Below are 17,858 nucleotides of genomic sequence, written 5' to 3' on the forward strand. Positions count from 1 at the left end.
TTATGACATTTTCATTTGATACAGCAGCAGCTCAAGGCGCAGTTATTAAGGTAATTGGTGTCGGTGGTGGTGGTGGTAACGCCATTAACCGCATGGTTGACGAAGGTGTTGCTGGTGTAGAATTTATCGCAGCCAACACTGATGTACAAGCCCTTAGCAGTACGAAAGCAGAAACCGTTATCCAACTTGGTCCAAAATTGACTCGTGGTTTGGGTGCTGGAGGACGTCCAGAAGTTGGACGCAAAGCTGCAGAAGAAAGCGAAGAAGCTTTGACGGAAGCAATCAGCGGTGCAGACATGGTCTTCATCACTGCTGGTATGGGTGGTGGATCTGGTACAGGTGCTGCCCCTGTTATTGCACGTATCGCTAAAGATCTTGGTGCTCTTACAGTTGGTGTCGTGACACGTCCTTTCGGATTTGAAGGAAGCAAACGTGGTCAGTACGCTGTAGAAGGAATCAATGAACTTCGCGAGCACGTTGATACTTTGTTGATTATCTCTAACAATAACTTACTTGAAATTGTTGACAAGAAAACACCGCTTCTTGAAGCTCTTAGTGAAGCAGATAACGTTCTTCGCCAAGGTGTTCAAGGGATTACTGACTTGATCACGAACCCAGGATTGATTAACCTTGACTTTGCTGACGTGAAGACTGTAATGGCAAACAAAGGGAATGCCCTTATGGGTATCGGTATTGGTAGTGGTGAAGAGCGCGTTGTTGAAGCAGCTCGTAAAGCAATTTACTCTCCACTTCTTGAAACAACTATCGATGGCGCCGAAGATGTGATTGTCAACGTTACTGGTGGTCTTGATTTAACTTTGATTGAAGCAGAAGAAGCTTCAGAAATCGTCAATCAAGCAGCTGGCAAAGGTGTAAACATCTGGCTTGGAACATCTATCGACGAAAGCATGAAGGATGAAATCCGTGTGACTGTTGTAGCGACAGGTGTTCGTCAAGAACGACTAGAAAAAGTAGTCGGGTCTGCTACCAACCAACCAGTTGGTCGACCATCAACTAAAACTCCACAAGCACACACATTTGACCGTCAATTCGACTTGGAAGAGACAGCAGAGTTGCCTAAATCAAGTCCACGTCGCTTTGAAACCAACCAAGCATCTGCTTTTGGAGATTGGGACTTGCGCCGTGAGTCGATTGTTCGCCAAACAGATCCTGTTGTTTCACCAGTTGAACGCTTTGAAACACCAGTTTCACAAGATGAGGATGAATTGGATACACCTCCATTCTTCAAAAATCGTTAATCAATGAATTTGAAAAAAAACACTGAATTAGTTTTTCAGCAAATTGCTGATGCTAGTCAAAAAGCCAACCGTAATCTAGATGCTGTTTCAGTAATCGCAGTGACAAAATATGTAGATGTACAAACAGCGGAAGCCTTGCTTCCACTTGGCATCCATCATATCGGTGAAAATCGAGTTGATAAATTTTTAGAAAAATATCAGGCCTTGAAAGATTACCCAGTCACTTGGCATTTAATAGGAACATTACAGAGACGGAAAGTAAAAGAAGTAATCCCATATGTGGATTACTTTCATGCTTTAGACTCCCTAAAGTTAGCACAGGAAATTCAAAAGAGAACAGATCATGTTATCAAGTGTTTCTTGCAGGTTAATATTTCTGGGGAAGAAAGCAAGCATGGGTTTTCAAAAGAAGAATTGCTAGAACTTTTGCCAGAATTGGCTAAGTTAGATCAGATTGAGTATGTTGGTTTAATGACCATGGCTCCTTTTGAGGCAGGCAGTGATGAATTGAAAGAAATTTTCAAGGATACGCAGGCTCTGCAAGCAGAAATTAGAGAAAAACAAATCCCTAATATGCCGATGACAGAGCTAAGTATGGGAATGAGTCGTGATTTTAAAGAAGCGATTCAGTTCGGCTCAACCTTTGTTCGAATCGGTACAGCATTTTTTAAATAGGAGAGAGCTATGTCTTTAAAAGATAGATTCGATAAATTTATAGATTATTTTACAGAAGATGGGGAAGAAACGACTAACTACCAGACTCAACAAGAGGAAACAGTTAGCCCAGCTATCTCATCTTCTAAAGGATTACCAGCATCTGCTCAGCCGGAATCAGTAAAAGATGCGAATATTACTCGCCTCCATGCTCGTCAACAAGAGTTGGCAAAGCAAAACCATCACTCAGATGAGAAAGTGACGATTGATGTTCGTTATCCAAGAAAGTATGAGGATGCAACTGAGATTGTTGATTTGTTAACTGGAAATGAAAGCATCTTGATTGATTTCCAATACATGACAGAAGTACAAGCGCGCCGCTGCCTTGATTACTTGGACGGAGCCCGTCACGTCTTGGCTGGAAATATGAAAAAAGTTGCGAGTACGATGTATCTATTGACGCCTGTCAACGTTATCGTGAATATTGAGGATATCAAACTTCCAGACGAATCACAAGGTGCCGAGTTCGGCTTTGATATTAAACGAAATAGAGCAAGATAATGATTTTCTTAATCCGTTTAATTCAAAATGCAGTTAGCATTTACTCCATCATTCTCGTTGCATTTGCTCTTCTTTCATGGTTTCCAAATGCCTATGAAAGTCAACTAGGTCGCTTAGTCATCAGACTTGCTCGTCCAGTTATCGAGCCACTTCGTAAGCTCAATTTACAATTTGCTGGTCTTGATTTTACGGTTTGGGCCGCGTTGATTCTGATCCAGTTTCTTGGAAATATCTTAACACGACTAGTGCTATTACTATGACAGTAAATCGATCCATTTATCAGCATTTTTCCCAAGATGATATTCCTTTTATTGATAAGGGTTTAGAGTGGATCAAGCGGGTAGAAGATACATATGTACCGGTGCTTACTCCTTTTATCAATCCCCATCAGGAACAGATTTTAAGGGTGCTTGCTGGGACATATGAACTGGGTTGCCAAAGTAGTGGTGATTTTCTTCCGACGGAGTCGGTTCGAGTTCTTCTGTATCCAGATTACTTTGAACCGGAAATATCAGACTTTGAAATGACCTTGTTAGAAATTTGCTATCCGAGCAAGTTTGAACAGCTGAGCCATGGAAAAATATTGGGAACAATCATCAACCAGCTAGGAATTGACCGTAAATTATTTGGTGATATCTTGGTAGATGAAAAGAGAGCACAGATTTTTGTCAATCGTGATTTTATTCCTCTTTTTCAGGATGGAATAAGAAAGATTGGCAGACTTCCTGTATCGCTGGAGGAACGTCCTTTTACCGATAGGATTATATCTAAAATTGACTTTAGAGAACGAGAAATTTTAGTTTCGAGTTTTCGATTGGATGCCCTCTTATCAAGTGCCTTGAAATTATCTAGAAATCAAACTAGTCAACTGATTGAGAAAAAATCTGTCCAGGTAAATTATCATGTGATTGAAAAAACTGATTACCAGGTCGCAGTTGGGGATTTGATCAGTGTTAGAAAGTTTGGTCGTCTAAAAGTTGTCAAAGACAATGGACAGACAAAAAAAGACAAGATAAAATTAAGCATTCAATTATTATTAAGTAAGTGAGGAAAAGTATGCCAATTACATCGTTAGAAATTAAAGATAAAACCTTTGGTACAAGATTTAGAGGTTTTGACCCAGAAGAAGTAGATGAATTTCTTGATATCGTTGTTCGTGACTATGAAGATTTGGTTCGTAGTAATCACGACAAAGAGACACACATCAAGAGTTTGGAAGAACGTTTGTCTTACTTTGATGAGATGAAAGATTCCTTGAGTCAGTCAGTTTTGATTGCTCAAGATACTGCGGAGCGTGTCAAACAGGCTGCTCAAGAACGTTCGAACAATATTATTCAACAAGCTGAACAAGACGCTCAGCGTTTGCTAGAAGAAGCAAAATACAAGGCAAATGAAATTCTCCGTCAGGCAACAGATAATGCTAAGAAAGTGGCTGTTGAGACAGAAGAGTTGAAGAACAAGAGTCGTGTATTCCATCAACGCCTCAAGTCTACGATTGAAAGTCAATTGGCTATTGTTGAGTCATCAGATTGGGAAGACATTCTTCGCCCAACAGCAACGTATCTTCAAACAAGCGATGAAGCCTTTAAAGAAGTGGTGGGTGAAGTTCTTGGTGAAACTATTCCTTCTCAACCAGAGGAAGAGCCAATTGATATGACTCGTCAATTCACACCAGAAGAGGTTGCTGAGTTGCAAGCTCGTATCGAGGCTGGAAATAAAGAATTGGCTGAGTTTGAAGCCCAACAAAATCAACATACAGAGGAAATTGAACAGCATGAAGAGTCAGTTGAAGTAGAAGCTACTGCGGTAACTGAGGAAGATGCAAACAAAGAATCTGTTCTTATCCTATAAAAGTAAATGTGAGAACAAAATCTAACCAACTATATTTTCAGCGAGCGGGAGATGGTGTGAGCCCTGCAATCCCTAGTCGTTAGATTATCCTCTCAACGAATCCAGTCTGAAAACAGTAAGACTGGACGTTCCCCACGTTACGGGAAAAGAGGAAAAGAGACACTGTCTTTTTTCGAACAAAGGTGGTACCACGATTTTCGTCCTTTTTGGAAGTCGTGGTTTTTAATTTGTTAATATTTATAAAGGAGATACCATGAAACTCAAAGATACCCTTAACCTTGGGAAAACAGCTTTCCCAATGCGTGCAGGACTTCCTACCAAAGAGCCAGTTTGGCAAAAGGAATGGGAAGATGCAAAGCTTTACCAACGTCGTCAAGAATTGAACCAAGGAAAACCGCATTTCACCTTGCACGATGGACCTCCATATGCAAACGGAAATATCCACGTTGGACATGCCATGAACAAGATTTCCAAAGATATTATTGTTCGTTCTAAGTCTATGTCAGGATTTTACGCACCTTATATTCCTGGTTGGGATACACATGGTCTGCCAATCGAGCAAGTCTTGGCAAAACAAGGCGTGAAACGTAAAGAAATGGACTTGGTTGAGTACTTGAAACTTTGCCGCGAGTATGCTCTTTCCCAAGTAGATAAACAACGCGAAGACTTTAAACGTTTGGGTGTTTCTGGTGACTGGGAAAACCCTTATGTGACCTTGACTCCGGACTATGAAGCAGCTCAAATCCGTGTCTTCGGTGAAATGGCTAAAAAAGGCTATATCTACCGTGGGGCCAAGCCAGTTTACTGGTCATGGTCTTCTGAGTCAGCCCTTGCTGAAGCGGAAATTGAGTACCATGACTTGCTTTCAACTTCCCTTTACTATGCTAACCGCGTCAAAGATGGTAAAGGTGTCCTAGATACAGATACTTATATCGTCGTATGGACAACAACTCCATTCACTATCACAGCTTCTCGTGGTTTGACAGTTGGAGCAGATATTGATTATGTATTGGTACAACCAGCTGGCGAATCTCGTAAGTTTGTGGTTGCTTCAGAATTACTGAATAGTCTTTCTGAGAAATTTGGCTGGGCTGATGTTCAGGTATTGGCGACCTACCGTGGTCAAGAATTGAATAAAATTGTGACAGCTCACCCATGGGATACAGCTGTAGATGAGTTGGTGATCCTCGGTGACCACGTTACAACTGACTCTGGTACTGGTATTGTCCATACAGCCCCTGGTTTTGGTGAGGACGACTACAATGTTGGTGTTGCCAACGGCCTTGAAGTTGCTGTAACAGTTAACGAACGCGGTATTATGATGGAAAATGCCGGCCCTGAATTTGCAGGTCAATTCTACGACAAGGTTGTTCCAACTGTTATCGAAAAACTGGGCGATTTGCTCCTTGCTCAAGAAGAAATTTCTCACTCATACCCATTTGACTGGCGTACCAAGAAACCAATCATCTGGCGAGCTGTTCCACAGTGGTTTGCCTCTGTATCTAAATTCCGCCAAGAAATCTTGGATGAAATTGAAAAAGTGAAGTTCCACTCAGAATGGGGTAAAGTTCGTCTTTACAACATGATTCGTGATCGTGGCGACTGGGTTATCTCTCGTCAACGTGCTTGGGGAGTTCCACTTCCTATCTTTTATGCTGAAGACGGAACACCAATCATGACAGCTGAGACTATTGAACATATAGCTCAACTCTTTGAGGAACACGGTTCTATCATCTGGTGGGAACGTGATGCTAAGAACCTCTTGCCAGAAGGATTTACTCATCCAGGTTCACCAAATGGCGAGTTCAAGAAAGAAACAGATATCATGGACGTATGGTTTGACTCAGGTTCATCATGGAATGGAGTAGTGGTCAACCGTCCAGAACTCAAATACCCAGCAGACCTCTACCTAGAAGGCTCTGACCAATACCGTGGTTGGTTCAACTCATCACTTATCACATCTGTTGCTAACCATGGCGTTGCTCCTTACAAACAAATCTTGTCACAAGGATTTGCCCTTGACGGTAAAGGTGAGAAGATGTCTAAATCTCTTGGGAATACCATTGCTCCAAGCGATGTTGAAAAACAATTTGGTGCGGAAATCTTGCGTCTCTGGGTAACAAGTGTAGACTCAAGCAACGACGTGCGTATCTCTATGGATATCTTGAGCCAAGTCTCTGAAACTTACCGTAAGATCCGAAACACCCTTCGTTTCTTGATTGCCAACACTTCTGACTTTAACCCAACTCAAGACGCAGTAGCCTACGATGAGCTTCGTTCAGTTGATAAGTACATGACCATCCGCTTTAACCAGCTTGTTAAGACCATTCGTGATGCCTATGCTGACTTTGAATTTTTGACAATCTACAAGGCCTTGGTGAACTTTATTAACGTTGATTTGTCTGCCTTCTACCTTGACTTCGCTAAAGATGTTGTTTACATCGAAGGTGCCAAATCACTTGAACGTCGTCAAATGCAGACTGTTTTCTATGATATTCTTGTGAAAATCACCAAACTCTTGACACCAATCCTTCCTCACACTGCAGAAGAAATCTGGTCATATCTTGAGTTTGAAGAAGAGGAATTCGTTCAATTGTCAGAATTGCCAGAAGCGGAAACTTTTGCTAATCAAGAAGAAATCTTGGATACCTGGGCAGCCTTCATGGACTTCCGCGGACAAGCTCAAAAAGCCTTGGAAGAAGCTCGTAATGCAAAAGTAATCGGTAAATCACTTGAAGCTCACTTGACAGTTTATCCAAACGAAGTTGTGAAAACTCTTCTTGGAGCGGTGGATAGCAATGTGGCTCAACTTTTGATTGTGTCAGAATTGACTATTGCAGAAGGACTAGCTCCAGAAGGCGCAGTTAGCTTTGAGGATGTTGCCTTCACAGTTGAACGCGCTGCGGGTGAAGTCTGTGATCGTTGCCGTCGTATCGATCCAACTACTGCTGAACGCAGCTATCATGCAGTCATCTGCGACCACTGTGCAAGCATCGTAGAAGAAAACTTTGCGGATGCAGTTGCAGAAGGATTTGAAGCGAAATAATCAGAAAGAGACTGAGAAAGGTCACTAAAATCATAAAAACGCATAGTATCAAGAGTTCAAGTGCTTTGATATTATGCGTTTTATCATGGGAAAATTTACTAGCCCATTTCCTAGAATGAAGTTCTTCCTGGCCTGTCCGTGTAGATAATTAATATAATCAACTATTCAGTTTTCTCATAATTTTATATTTCTACTAATTATAAAGAGACTATAGAACTTAAAATTATTTTTTGAAAATCAATATTTATTATAAAATTTTATAAGATTGTTTAATTTTTAGATAAATTATGATAGAATAATACCTATAAAAATTTTAAGGAGATTATTATGAAAACAAATACACTTGCTCGTGTTAACGCTATTTTTGGTCTTATTTCAGGAATTGTATTGCTTTTAGCGCCAGTCATCATGTTTATCATGGCTATTGGAGCTGCTGCGGCAACTGAAGACGCAGATGTAACGGTTGGGACATTGACAGGGCTCTCAATTATTTTGTCATTGGTTAAAATTGCTGTTTTAGTATTGGGAATTGTGGCTATTGTTTATTATAAAGATGATGAACGTGTTACGAATGCACCTTCTGTTTTGCTCATTGTAGGTGGTGCGGTCGGCTTGATTCCATTTTTAGGATGGGTAGGTGGAATTCTAACCATTATTGGTGGTTCACTTTACTTTGGAACATTGAAAAAATTTGTAATTGAAGAGTAGTAGTTTTCCAATTATTTTTTGGGGACTATTTCATCCTCTATCGAGAACAATTATGATAGTGTGATAAAGAGAAGACTGATAAGCTCTTCTCTTTTTAGTTGATTTTAACTAGCTTTTTTGTGAAAAATTGTGTAAAATAGAATAGATAAACGAGGGAAACCTCGAAAAATAAAAGGAGAATCCATCTAATGGTAAAATTGGTTTTTGCTCGCCACGGTGAGTCTGAATGGAACAAAGCTAACCTTTTCACTGGTTGGGCTGATGTTGATTTGTCTGATAAAGGAACACAACAAGCGATTGACGCTGGTAAATTGATCAAGGAAGCTGGTATCGAATTTGACCAAGCTTACACTTCAGTATTGAAACGTGCGATTAAAACAACAAATTTGGCTCTTGAAGCTGCTGACCAACTCTGGGTTCCAGTTGAAAAATCATGGCGCTTGAACGAACGTCACTACGGTGGTTTGACTGGTAAAAACAAAGCTGAAGCTGCTGAACAATTTGGTGATGAGCAAGTTCATATCTGGCGCCGTTCATACGATGTATTGCCTCCTGCAATGCCTCGTGATGACGAATACTCAGCACATACTGACCGTCGTTACGCTTCACTTGACGACTCAGTTATCCCAGATGCTGAAAACTTGAAAGTGACTTTGGAACGTGCCCTTCCATTCTGGGAAGACAAAATCGCTCCAGCACTTAAAGATGGTAAAAACGTATTCGTAGGAGCTCACGGTAACTCAATCCGTGCCCTTGTAAAACACATCAAACGCTTGTCAGACGACGAAATCATGGACGTGGAAATCCCTAACTTCCCACCATTGGTATTCGAATTTGACGAAAAATTGAACGTAGTTTCTGAATACTACCTTGGAAAATAATCTATAAACAGAAAGCCTAGGATTCCTAGGCTTTCTTGTTTTTGCTTCTAGTTTTCAACTAGTTGAAAAAGCGTTATAATGATAGTAAAGAGTGACTTGATTGTAAGAGAGGCAGATATGCTCGAAGTCCTGAAATCAGTAGAGTAATTCACGGCTTTAAACAGTAAATCAGTTGACAAAGTCCCTGCTTCTTGGTAGAATAAGAACTGTCGTAAAGACAAATAACTTCTTCTTGGTTACAGGCATGCCAACCTGTCACTCGGATGAAGCCAAATAAAAAGGAGAAACATCATGGCAATCTCAAAAGAGAAAAAAAATGAAATCATCGCACAATATGCACGTCACGAAGGTGATACAGGTTCAGTAGAGGTTCAAGTTGCTGTCCTTACTTGGGAAATCAACCATCTTAACGAACACATCAAACAACACAAAAAAGACCACGCTACTTACCGTGGATTGATGAAGAAAATCGGTCGCCGTCGTAACTTGCTTGCATACTTGCGTAAAAACGACGTTAACCGTTACCGTGAGTTAATCAACTCTCTTGGACTTCGTCGCTAATCTTGCGTCTAAAACGTTTCTATACTTCGTTGGCTTCAGCTCGATGTACCATTAGTACAATCTTCGCCTCGTCGCCTAGTCTATAAACGTTTTATCCAGCAAGACTTGAGCTCTCTGATATTCAGAGAGCTTTTTTACTTTTGTCACCCTACCTCGATATACTAAAGTATTATCTTCGGTTACGGTTTCTAGCACTGTAAGGTAAAATAAACCAAATCATCTCCCTTTGGGGAGATTTTTTGTTTCACTAGGATTCTGGCTCTAGTTCAAATCAGCTCTCTGTTATCAGAGGGCTTTTTTATTGAGGTTTTATCGGTCACAATTTTGGAGACTACAAAAACCTCAAATGGTATCAGCTAATGACACCATGAAGGTGCGCAGTTACTCGGCTTGAAAAGCCGAGTAACTGTCTGCAAGCCCCCTCGGAGAGCCCACACTTTACGAAGTAAAGTATAGTATGTTATACTTTACATAGAAGTAGTCACCGAATTCCAGTTAGAAATTACTTTGTAACTACGTTTTGAGGAGGAGTAAAATGCTTTCCTACGTTCGACATTACCCACTAGCGATAGCTAAATTAATGTGTCTGTGCTCTCCTAAAATCTGCTGATTTATTACTGACTAATACAGGAGGTTTTTATGGGACAGACAATCATATCTGCTATTGGTGTTTATATTTCCACCAGTATCGATTATTTAATTATTTTAATTATTTTATTTGCACAGCTATCACAGAATAAACAGAAATGGCATATTTATGCGGGGCAATATCTAGGAACAGGCTTACTTGTAGGGGCGAGTTTAGTTGCTGCTTATGTCGTTAATTTCGTGCCTGAAGAATGGATGGTTGGATTGCTTGGTTTAATCCCTATCTATTTAGGGATTCGCTTTGCAATTGTTGGAGAAGGTGAGGAAGAAGAGGAAGAAATTATTGAAAGATTAGAACAAAGCAAGGCAAATCAACTGTTTTGGACAGTTACATTGCTGACAATTGCGTCTGGCGGAGATAATTTAGGTATCTATATACCTTATTTTGCTTCGTTAGATTGGTCACAGACCCTCGTGGCGTTGCTTGTGTTTGTAATCGGCATAATTATCTTTTGCGAGATTAGTCGGATGTTATCCTCTATTCCGTTAATATTCGAGACAATTGAAAAATACGAGCGAATCATTGTGCCCATAGTATTCATTCTACTTGGACTATACATCATGTATGAAAATGGCACGATAGAGACTTTTCTGATCGTGTAGATTTTTTGTTTCACTAGGATTTTAGCCCGGGCTCAAATCAGCTCTCTAATTTTAGAGGGCTTTTTATGTTGTCACTTTACCTCGATATACCCAAGTATAATCTTCGGTTACGGTTCCTAGAACTGTAAGACCAACTATATTCATTTTTTCTCAGCTTGTTACCTAGTTAAAAATATGGTATACTTTTTATGAGAATTTTCTAAATTTTTAAGATTCTATCAAAGGAGGATTGCATGCTTTCCAAATTTTCTGGAAGCCGACAGGACCTGCAATTTGTGTTGTTTTTGGGTGTTTTGCTAAGTGTTTTAGGAATTTCACTTTTTTTAGCTGTTTCTATGGGGTCCGTAGCGATTGACTTAGGAGATACCTATCGGATCATTTTGAGCAGATTGGGATTTCCTCTTGAGATAGGAGAGGTTTCCAAGTCCACTCTTGCCATTGTATGGAACATGAGATTCCCCCGAGTATTGTTAGGTCTGATAGTAGGGGCTGGTCTTTCTATGTGTGGTAGCGTGATGCAGTCTACAGTGAACAATCCCATCGCAGAGCCTTATGTCTTAGGAATTTCTGCGGGTGCAACTCTAGGGGCAACTTTGAGCATCATTCTTGGTTTAAAATTGGTGATTAGCCTTGGAGCTTTCCTTGGAGCTATTTTGGCAACAATCGCTGTCCTTATCATTGCCTCTATGCAGGGAAGGATGACGACTTCTAGTCTGATTTTATCAGGAACGGTGGTCAACGCTCTCTTTCTGGCATTTTCCAACTTTATTATCTCTGTTGGCGCTAATGCGGACAGTGTGATGACCATTAAGTTTTGGACCATGGGTTCGCTTGCAGGGACTACCTGGTCTGACTTATTCTTGCCAACTATTGTGGTAGGAATAGCCTTTCTATTTTTCGCTACCCAGTATCGTGTTTTCAATGCGATGATGATGGGAGATGAGGCTGCTTTAACTTTGGGAATTCCCTTACGCTTCTATTGGTATCTTTACGTGACCGTTGTGGCTGTACTGACAGCTGTCTTAGTGGCAACTTGTGGGATTATTGGATTTGTCGGTCTGATTACTCCACATTTAGCTCGAGGGTTAGTAGGAACAAATTACAGGAGACTTTTTCCCGTTGCAACCTTGCTGGGTGCCCTCTTTGTCATCTGGGCCGATGTACTCTCCCGTATCATCATTCCAAATGCTGAGTTGCCTATTGGTATTTTCACAGCCTTAGTAGGTGCTCCTTTCTTTATCTACATTGTTGGAGGTAGGCGAAGGGAGGTGAGGGTCTGATATGGACTTGATTTGTCAGGATGTCCACTTTGGACTAGGAGAGAAAAAAATCCTCAAAGGAGTTTCTCTTAAGGTTGAGGGGCATCAATTTCACACGATACTAGGACCAAATGGAAGTGGGAAAACCAGTCTTCTTAAACTCCTCTATCGTCAGGAAAAGGCGGACAAAGGCTTGATAAGACTAGATGGAAAGCCACTGGAGCATTGGTCACTCAAAGAAACAGCCAAGCAAATGGCAGTTGTAACCCAGTTTAATCAATTGCAGTTTGATTGTACAGTTGAGGAAATCGTCTTGCTGGGAAGAACTCCCCACCTCTCTTTTTTACAGAAGGAAAAGGAAAGGGATTATGCCCTCGTTCAAGATGCTCTCGTCAAGGTGGATATGCTTGAGAAGAAAACTCGTCTCTATTCGTCTCTGTCAGGGGGAGAGAAACAACGAGTCTTATTAGCCCGCGCCTTGGCGCAAGAACCGACTCTCTTGCTCCTGGATGAACCTACCAATCACCTGGATATCAAGTATCAGCTAGACTTGTTGGCCATTGTGAAGAATCTCAATATCAATGTTCTAGCTGTCCTACATGATATTCAACTTGCTTGTCGCTATTCGGATTATCTCTATCTGATGAAAGAGGGAGAAATCCTTTACCAAGGGACTCCAAAAGAGACCATCACCCCTGAGTCATTGCAAACTGTATACGGAGTTCAAAGTCAGGTTACTTGGACCGAGGATCAGCAAGCTATGATTCACTATTTATAAGAATGAAAAGGAAAACAAGATGAAAAAAACACTAAGCATTTTACTAGTAACAGTAGCTACCCTAACCATGGCGGCTTGTGGAAATACTACTACAGAAAAAACTACCACACAGTCTAGCACAGAAACAAGTCAAAAAGCCAGCACAGAGACGACTTATCCGTTAACGATCAAGACCTATGATGCTAAGGGAAATGAAGTCGAACAAGTCTTTGACAAGGCACCTGAAAAAGTTATCACCAACAATCTGTCAACCACTGAAATCTTATTGGAGTTAGGCTTGAAGGATAAAATTGCTGGCATGCTTAACCCTGATAATGCTGTGACGGACAAATACAAGGACGCGATTGCGACTATTCCTCAAATCGGTGATAAAAAAACAGTCTCACAAGAGACAGTCCTTTCTTATGAACCGGACGCAGTAATGGGTCGAAACATGATGTTTTCTGAAAAATCCTTGGGAACAGTTAGCACTTGGAATGAAAACAAAATCCCAGTCTATACGCAAAAAGCTTCTCTTTCAACGATTCAGCAAGATTTGGGGAATATTGTAGAAGACGTTAAAAATCTTGGAATGATTTTCAATGTTCAGGACAAGGCTAATGAATACGCAACCCAATTACAAGCTAAAATTGACGCTGTTAAGAAAGCAAACCCAGCAAGCCAAGGTGAAAAGAAAAAGGCATTGATTATGGTTGCTTATAATGACGAAACCTTCGGTGCTTACAAGTCTGCTTTGCAAGAGAGCTTGTTGAATCAACTTGGTTATACCAACGTTGCAACGGGAACATCAGGCTTGACCTTGGAAAATCTCGTGTCAATGGATCCTGAGTTGATTATCTATGTGACCAGCGACCGCAATAAAAAATTGGATGCCAACGCAGTAGAGTTGATGAAAGCAAATGAAGTTTTGGAAAACGTTCCTGCAATTAAGAATCAAAAAATCATGACCATTTCTTACGATGAGTTGATGGACTATGGTCCAGCAGTGATTGATTCCCTTGAGAAAATCAATGACTTTATCAATAAATAATGAGTTTGATTGGGAAGGGATCCAAGTCAAGGTCAGCCTTCCTTCGACCTATGATCCCAGTCAAACCTATCCAGCGATTCTTTTGAATGATGGAAACTTGGATTTCCTATCCTCCCTTTCAGAATCTGTGATTTTAGTGGGCTTGACCTCTAAAAATCGTCTAGACGACTACACTCCCTGGAAGGCATCTGCTCTGAGAGATGGAGCTCCAGATTTTGGCGGTCAGGCAAATGCCTATCATGGTCATTTATTTGGAGGTCTTTTAGATAAGTTGCAGTCGCTTTATCGCCTGGACAAAAATCGCCTTGCTTATGGAGGATACTCACTAGGTGGTTTGACAGCAGTATACAGTCTTTTCCATTTTGACAAGGTCTCCTGTGTCTTCTCTATCTGCGGTTCATTTTGGTATCCTGATTTTGTGGCTTACTGCAAGGAACAAAAGTTGAAGAATCTGGACTGCTTGCTGTATTTACTAAATGGTCAAACAGAAGGAGCCCATCATACCAATCGCTTGGCTCAAGCACCAGCCTATGCTAAGCAGATCCATACCAGTCTTCAGAAACACTATCCGACCGGTCAGTTTGTCTTTGATCCCTATGGGCATCATGAGCAAGTTGCTGAGAGATTTTTAGCCTTTTCCAACTGGTTGGCCCAAAAATGGAAAATCGAATAAAAGAATTATCCCTTAGCAAAAGCCAAGGGATAATTGTATTTTTTAACCAAGTTTCTCTCTCTTCTTATCTGGATTCCAGATAAAGCTTGCAATAAAGGTAAAGATAATTGTTAAGATACCAACAACCACAGCAAGGATGAGGGCAGGGATTCGGACAAACCACCAGAGTGGGTTTGGTTTTTTATCATTGTGCCATTGCTTGGTTTCTTCGTCTAAACGTTGGAATTCAGCTTGGATGCGGTCTGCAACCATTTCAATCCCTTCATCATTCATTTTCTTGATGTCTGAGATATCGATGGGATTTCCAAAGTTCATATCCACACGTTCACGGCTAACCAAGCCTTTCAAGGTCATAGGACCTGTGTAGGTAACCGGCATGATACGGACTTTGGCCATCTTGGCAATCAGGGCTACGCCACCCTTGACATCGTTTGAGTGACGGCTCCCACTTGGAAACATGATGAGAGAGCGGTCGCTTTTTTTGAGGACGTTGATAGGGTACTTGATGGCAGAGGCACTAGGTTTTTCCCGATCGATAGGAAAGGCGCCACACATACGGATCCACCAGCCAAAGATGCGGTTGTTAAACAGCTCTTTTTTGGCCATAAAGATGAACTGTTTTGGCTTGGTCGCAAAGGCCATGTAAACAGGATCCCACCAGGTACGGTGAGGTGCGACGAGGATATAGTTTTCGTCTCGGCTAGGGATTTTATCAGTATTGTGATAGTGGGCATTGCCATTGATGGACCACAAGATCAGCATGACTAGTCCACGCAAATAAGTATAAAACATGAGATCTCCTTCGATTGTATTGCTTTTATTATTATACCTTATCAAAAGACTGCTGGCAAACTTTTTCAGTTATCAGCCAACAGTTTTAGATGGGATTAGAATTCTTTTAAAAAAAATGATATGATAGATTTTATGGATAAAAATAAGATAATGGGATTAACCCAAAGAGAAGTCAAAGAAAGACAGGCTCAAGGTTTGGTCAATGACTTTACCGCATCAGCTAGTACCAGTACTTGGCAAATCATCAAACGAAATGTTTTTACACTTTTTAACGCATTAAACTTTGTTATTGCTCTAGCGCTGGCCTTTGTGCAGGCTTGGAGCAATTTGGTTTTCTTTGCCGTTATTTGCTTTAACGCTTTTTCTGGGATTGTGACTGAGCTGCGAGCCAAACATATGGTGGACAAGCTCAATCTCATGACCAAGGAAAAGGTCAAAACCATCCATGATGGTCAAGAAGTTGCTCTCGATCCAGAAGAATTGGTCCTAGGAGATGTCATTCGTTTGTCTGCTGGGGAGCAGATTCCTAGTGATGCCCTGGTTCTGGAAGGATTTGCGGAAGTCAATGAAGCCATGTTGACGGGTGAGAGTGATTTAGTACAAAAGGAAGTGGATGCCTTGCTCTTGTCAGGGAGTTTCCTAGCCAGTGGCGCGGTTTTGGCTCAAGTTCACCATGTCGGGGCAGACAACTATGCTTCCAAACTCATGCTGGAAGCCAAGACTGTTAAACCCATTAACTCCCGTATCATGAAATCGCTGGACAAGCTAGCTGGTTTTACTGGGAAGATTATCATTCCCTTTGGTCTAGCTCTCCTCCTAGAAGCCTTGATGTTAAAAGGCATGCCTCTCAAGTCATCCGTTGTAAATTCGTCGACAGCCCTTTTGGGAATGTTACCCAAGGGAATTGCCCTTTTGACCATTACTTCGCTCTTGACTGCGGTGATTAAGCTGGGCTTGAAAAAGGTTTTAGTGCAGGAGATGTACTCTGTTGAGACCTTGGCGCGCGTGGATATGCTCTGTTTGGACAAGACGGGAACCATCACCCAAGGAAAGATGCAGGTGGAAGCCGTTCTTCCGCTGACGGAAACTTATGGTGAAGAGACTATTGCCAGCATTTTGACCAGTTATATGGCCCATAGTGAGGATAAAAATCCTACAGCTCAAGCCATTCGCCAGCGTTTCCAAGGAAAGGTTGCCTACCCTATGCTTTCCAATCTTCCCTTCTCTAGCGACCGCAAGTGGGGAGCTATGGAGTTGGAAGGGCTAGGGACAGTTTTCTTAGGGGCGCCTGAGATGTTGTTGGACTCTGAAGTACCAGAAGCCAGAGAGGCCTTGGAACGAGGTTCTCGTGTCTTGGTCTTGGCTCTCAGTCAGGAAAAACTAGATCATCACAAACCACATAAACCATCTGATATTCAAGCTCTGGCCTTGCTGGAAATTTTGGACCCCATTCGAGAAGGAGCAGCAGAGACACTAGACTACCTCCGTTCTCAGGAAGTGGGCCTAAAAATTATCTCTGGGGACAATCCGGTCACTGTATCCAGCATTGCCCAGAAAGCTGGATTTGCAGACTATCAAAGCTATGTTGATTGCTCAAAAATCACGGATGAGGAATTGATGGCCATGGCGGAGGAGACTGCGATTTTCGGACGTGTTTCTCCTCATCAAAAGAAACTACTGATCCAAACCCTGAAAAAAGCGGGTCATACAACAGCTATGACAGGAGACGGTGTCAATGATATTCTGGCCCTTCGTGAAGCAGACTGCTCTATCGTGATGGCTGAGGGAGATCCTGCGACTCGTCAGATTGCCAATCTGGTTCTCTTGAACTCAGACTTTAATGATGTTCCTGAGATTCTCTTTGAAGGTCGTCGTGTGGTCAATAACATTGCCCATATTGCACCGATTTTCTTGATTAAGACCATCTATTCCTTCTTGCTCGCAGTCATCTGTATCGCCAGTGTTCTGCTGGGACGGTCTGAGTGGATTTTGATTTTCCCTTTCATTCCGATTCAGATTACCATGATCGACCAGTTCGTGGAAGGTTTCCCGCCATTTGTCTTGACTTTTGAGCGAAATATCAAACCTGTTGAGCCAAATTTCCTCAGAAGATCCATGCTTCGTGCCCTACCAAGTGCCCTTATGATCGTCTTCAGCGTTCTCTTTGTGAAAATATTTGGAGCGAGTCAAGGTTGGTCTGAGATAGAAATCTCAACCCTCCTCTATTATCTCTTGGGCTCTATCGGATTCTTATCCGTATTTAGAGCCTGCATGCCATTTACCCTCTGGCGTGTCCTCTTGATTGTCTGGTCAGTAGGAGGTTTCCTAGCTACAGCTCTCTTCCCAAGAATTCAAAAACTGCTTGAAATTTCGACACTTACAGGACAAACATTGCCTGTTTATGGTGCCATGATGCTGGTCTTTACCGTGATTTTCATTCTAACCAGTCGTTATCAAGCTAGAAAATAAAGAAAGGCTGCAATCTGTGGATTGCGGTCTTTTTAGGTGCAAGATTGCTAGCTGAAATATGGTATAATAAGAGGTAACAGAGTTT

General features: G+C 41.6%; 17 protein-coding genes. 16 read left to right on the forward strand and 1 reads right to left on the reverse strand.

Annotated features, from left to right (window positions below; all coding sequences use genetic code 11):
• Positions 1-2: 2 nt before the first annotated feature.
• From ftsZ to ACXYSL_RS04560, 15 genes are all read left to right on the forward strand, one after another.
• On the forward strand, positions 3-1,259 hold the full coding sequence (gene ftsZ / locus ACXYSL_RS04490; protein WP_000144258.1) for a cell division protein FtsZ: 1,257 nt from the start codon (positions 3-5) through the stop codon (positions 1,257-1,259).
• A 3-nt stretch (positions 1,260-1,262) separates the two neighbouring features.
• Positions 1,263-1,934: a YggS family pyridoxal phosphate-dependent enzyme gene (locus ACXYSL_RS04495; protein ID WP_001049622.1), complete on the forward strand. Its 672-nt coding sequence runs from the start codon at positions 1,263-1,265 to the stop codon at positions 1,932-1,934.
• Between the two features lie 9 nt (positions 1,935-1,943).
• A complete protein-coding gene (locus tag ACXYSL_RS04500) occupies positions 1,944-2,474 on the forward strand; it encodes a cell division protein SepF (protein ID WP_000053369.1) in 531 nt (176 codons plus the stop codon).
• Positions 2,474-2,734: a YggT family protein gene (locus ACXYSL_RS04505; RefSeq protein WP_000576499.1), complete on the forward strand. Its 261-nt coding sequence runs from the start codon at positions 2,474-2,476 to the stop codon at positions 2,732-2,734. The genes ACXYSL_RS04500 and ACXYSL_RS04505 overlap by 1 nt, the downstream gene beginning before the upstream one ends.
• Positions 2,731-3,522 carry a YlmH family RNA-binding protein gene (locus ACXYSL_RS04510; protein WP_458624074.1) on the forward strand — a complete coding sequence of 264 codons (792 nt, stop codon included), beginning with the start codon at positions 2,731-2,733 and terminating at the stop codon, positions 3,520-3,522. Before ACXYSL_RS04505 ends, ACXYSL_RS04510 begins: the two co-directional genes overlap by 4 nt.
• A gap of 8 nt (positions 3,523-3,530) precedes the next feature.
• A complete protein-coding gene (locus tag ACXYSL_RS04515; RefSeq protein ID WP_295588343.1) occupies positions 3,531-4,325 on the forward strand; it encodes a DivIVA domain-containing protein in 795 nt (264 codons plus the stop codon).
• Between the two features lie 253 nt (positions 4,326-4,578).
• Positions 4,579-7,371, forward strand: a complete 2,793-nt coding sequence (ileS, locus tag ACXYSL_RS04520) for an isoleucine--tRNA ligase (protein ID WP_000768060.1) — start codon at positions 4,579-4,581, stop codon at positions 7,369-7,371.
• A 327-nt stretch (positions 7,372-7,698) separates the two neighbouring features.
• Entirely contained in the window at positions 7,699-8,079 is a 381-nt protein-coding gene (locus ACXYSL_RS04525; RefSeq protein WP_009730427.1) for a hypothetical protein, read from the forward strand.
• A gap of 188 nt (positions 8,080-8,267) precedes the next feature.
• Positions 8,268-8,960: a phosphoglycerate mutase gene (locus ACXYSL_RS04530; protein ID WP_458624075.1), complete on the forward strand. Its 693-nt coding sequence runs from the start codon at positions 8,268-8,270 to the stop codon at positions 8,958-8,960.
• A 291-nt stretch (positions 8,961-9,251) separates the two neighbouring features.
• Positions 9,252-9,521 carry a 30S ribosomal protein S15 gene (gene rpsO, locus ACXYSL_RS04535; protein ID WP_001018251.1) on the forward strand — a complete coding sequence of 90 codons (270 nt, stop codon included), beginning with the start codon at positions 9,252-9,254 and terminating at the stop codon, positions 9,519-9,521.
• A 639-nt stretch (positions 9,522-10,160) separates the two neighbouring features.
• Positions 10,161-10,772 carry a CadD family cadmium resistance transporter gene (locus ACXYSL_RS04540; protein WP_000531728.1) on the forward strand — a complete coding sequence of 204 codons (612 nt, stop codon included), beginning with the start codon at positions 10,161-10,163 and terminating at the stop codon, positions 10,770-10,772.
• 233 nt (positions 10,773-11,005) lie between these two features.
• Positions 11,006-12,052, forward strand: coding sequence for a FecCD family ABC transporter permease (locus ACXYSL_RS04545; protein ID WP_000949301.1), 1,047 nt, complete (start codon positions 11,006-11,008; stop codon positions 12,050-12,052).
• Between the two features lies 1 nt (position 12,053).
• Complete coding sequence (locus tag ACXYSL_RS04550; RefSeq protein ID WP_000364118.1) at positions 12,054-12,809, forward strand: ABC transporter ATP-binding protein; 756 nt, start codon at positions 12,054-12,056, stop codon at positions 12,807-12,809.
• Positions 12,810-12,828: 19 nt separating this feature from the next.
• Positions 12,829-13,839: an ABC transporter substrate-binding protein gene (locus tag ACXYSL_RS04555; RefSeq protein ID WP_007521233.1), complete on the forward strand. Its 1,011-nt coding sequence runs from the start codon at positions 12,829-12,831 to the stop codon at positions 13,837-13,839.
• Positions 13,820-14,512: an alpha/beta hydrolase-fold protein gene (locus ACXYSL_RS04560; RefSeq protein ID WP_458624076.1), complete on the forward strand. Its 693-nt coding sequence runs from the start codon at positions 13,820-13,822 to the stop codon at positions 14,510-14,512. Before ACXYSL_RS04555 ends, ACXYSL_RS04560 begins: the two co-directional genes overlap by 20 nt.
• 42 nt (positions 14,513-14,554) lie before the next feature.
• Here the strand turns inward: ACXYSL_RS04560 and ACXYSL_RS04565 are convergent, their stop codons facing one another.
• A complete protein-coding gene (locus ACXYSL_RS04565; protein WP_084938988.1) occupies positions 14,555-15,304 on the reverse strand; it encodes a lysophospholipid acyltransferase family protein in 750 nt (249 codons plus the stop codon).
• Between the two features lie 132 nt (positions 15,305-15,436).
• On the opposite strand from ACXYSL_RS04565, the gene ACXYSL_RS04570 reads away from it, so the two are divergent.
• The gene (locus tag ACXYSL_RS04570; RefSeq protein WP_458624077.1) at positions 15,437-17,773 is read left to right on the forward strand and encodes a cation-translocating P-type ATPase; all 2,337 of its coding nucleotides are present in this window, start codon (positions 15,437-15,439) and stop codon (positions 17,771-17,773) included.
• The last annotated feature ends 85 nt before the right edge of the window (positions 17,774-17,858 follow it).

The organism is Streptococcus sp. V913 (assembly GCF_054353455.1).

Excerpts from the sequence above, each read along its gene's own strand:
- ACXYSL_RS04545 (WP_000949301.1), top strand. The coding sequence starts at position 11,006 with ATGCTTTCCAAATTTTCTGGAAGCCGACAGGACCTGCAATTTGTGTTG.
- ileS (WP_000768060.1), top strand. The coding sequence starts at position 4,579 with ATGAAACTCAAAGATACCCTTAACCTTGGGAAAACAGCTTTCCCAATG.
- ACXYSL_RS04565 (WP_084938988.1), bottom strand. The coding sequence starts at position 15,304 with ATGTTTTATACTTATTTGCGTGGACTAGTCATGCTGATCTTGTGGTCC.
- ACXYSL_RS04495 (WP_001049622.1), top strand. The coding sequence starts at position 1,263 with ATGAATTTGAAAAAAAACACTGAATTAGTTTTTCAGCAAATTGCTGAT.
- ACXYSL_RS04505 (WP_000576499.1), top strand. The coding sequence starts at position 2,474 with ATGATTTTCTTAATCCGTTTAATTCAAAATGCAGTTAGCATTTACTCC.
- ACXYSL_RS04525 (WP_009730427.1), top strand. The coding sequence starts at position 7,699 with ATGAAAACAAATACACTTGCTCGTGTTAACGCTATTTTTGGTCTTATT.
- ftsZ (WP_000144258.1), top strand. The coding sequence starts at position 3 with ATGACATTTTCATTTGATACAGCAGCAGCTCAAGGCGCAGTTATTAAG.
- ACXYSL_RS04510 (WP_458624074.1), top strand. The coding sequence starts at position 2,731 with ATGACAGTAAATCGATCCATTTATCAGCATTTTTCCCAAGATGATATT.
- ACXYSL_RS04540 (WP_000531728.1), top strand. The coding sequence starts at position 10,161 with ATGGGACAGACAATCATATCTGCTATTGGTGTTTATATTTCCACCAGT.
- ACXYSL_RS04550 (WP_000364118.1), top strand. The coding sequence starts at position 12,054 with ATGGACTTGATTTGTCAGGATGTCCACTTTGGACTAGGAGAGAAAAAA.
- ACXYSL_RS04515 (WP_295588343.1), top strand. The coding sequence starts at position 3,531 with ATGCCAATTACATCGTTAGAAATTAAAGATAAAACCTTTGGTACAAGA.
- ACXYSL_RS04530 (WP_458624075.1), top strand. The coding sequence starts at position 8,268 with ATGGTAAAATTGGTTTTTGCTCGCCACGGTGAGTCTGAATGGAACAAA.
- rpsO (WP_001018251.1), top strand. The coding sequence starts at position 9,252 with ATGGCAATCTCAAAAGAGAAAAAAAATGAAATCATCGCACAATATGCA.
- ACXYSL_RS04570 (WP_458624077.1), top strand. The coding sequence starts at position 15,437 with ATGGATAAAAATAAGATAATGGGATTAACCCAAAGAGAAGTCAAAGAA.
- ACXYSL_RS04560 (WP_458624076.1), top strand. The coding sequence starts at position 13,820 with ATGACTTTATCAATAAATAATGAGTTTGATTGGGAAGGGATCCAAGTC.
- ACXYSL_RS04500 (WP_000053369.1), top strand. The coding sequence starts at position 1,944 with ATGTCTTTAAAAGATAGATTCGATAAATTTATAGATTATTTTACAGAA.
- ACXYSL_RS04555 (WP_007521233.1), top strand. The coding sequence starts at position 12,829 with ATGAAAAAAACACTAAGCATTTTACTAGTAACAGTAGCTACCCTAACC.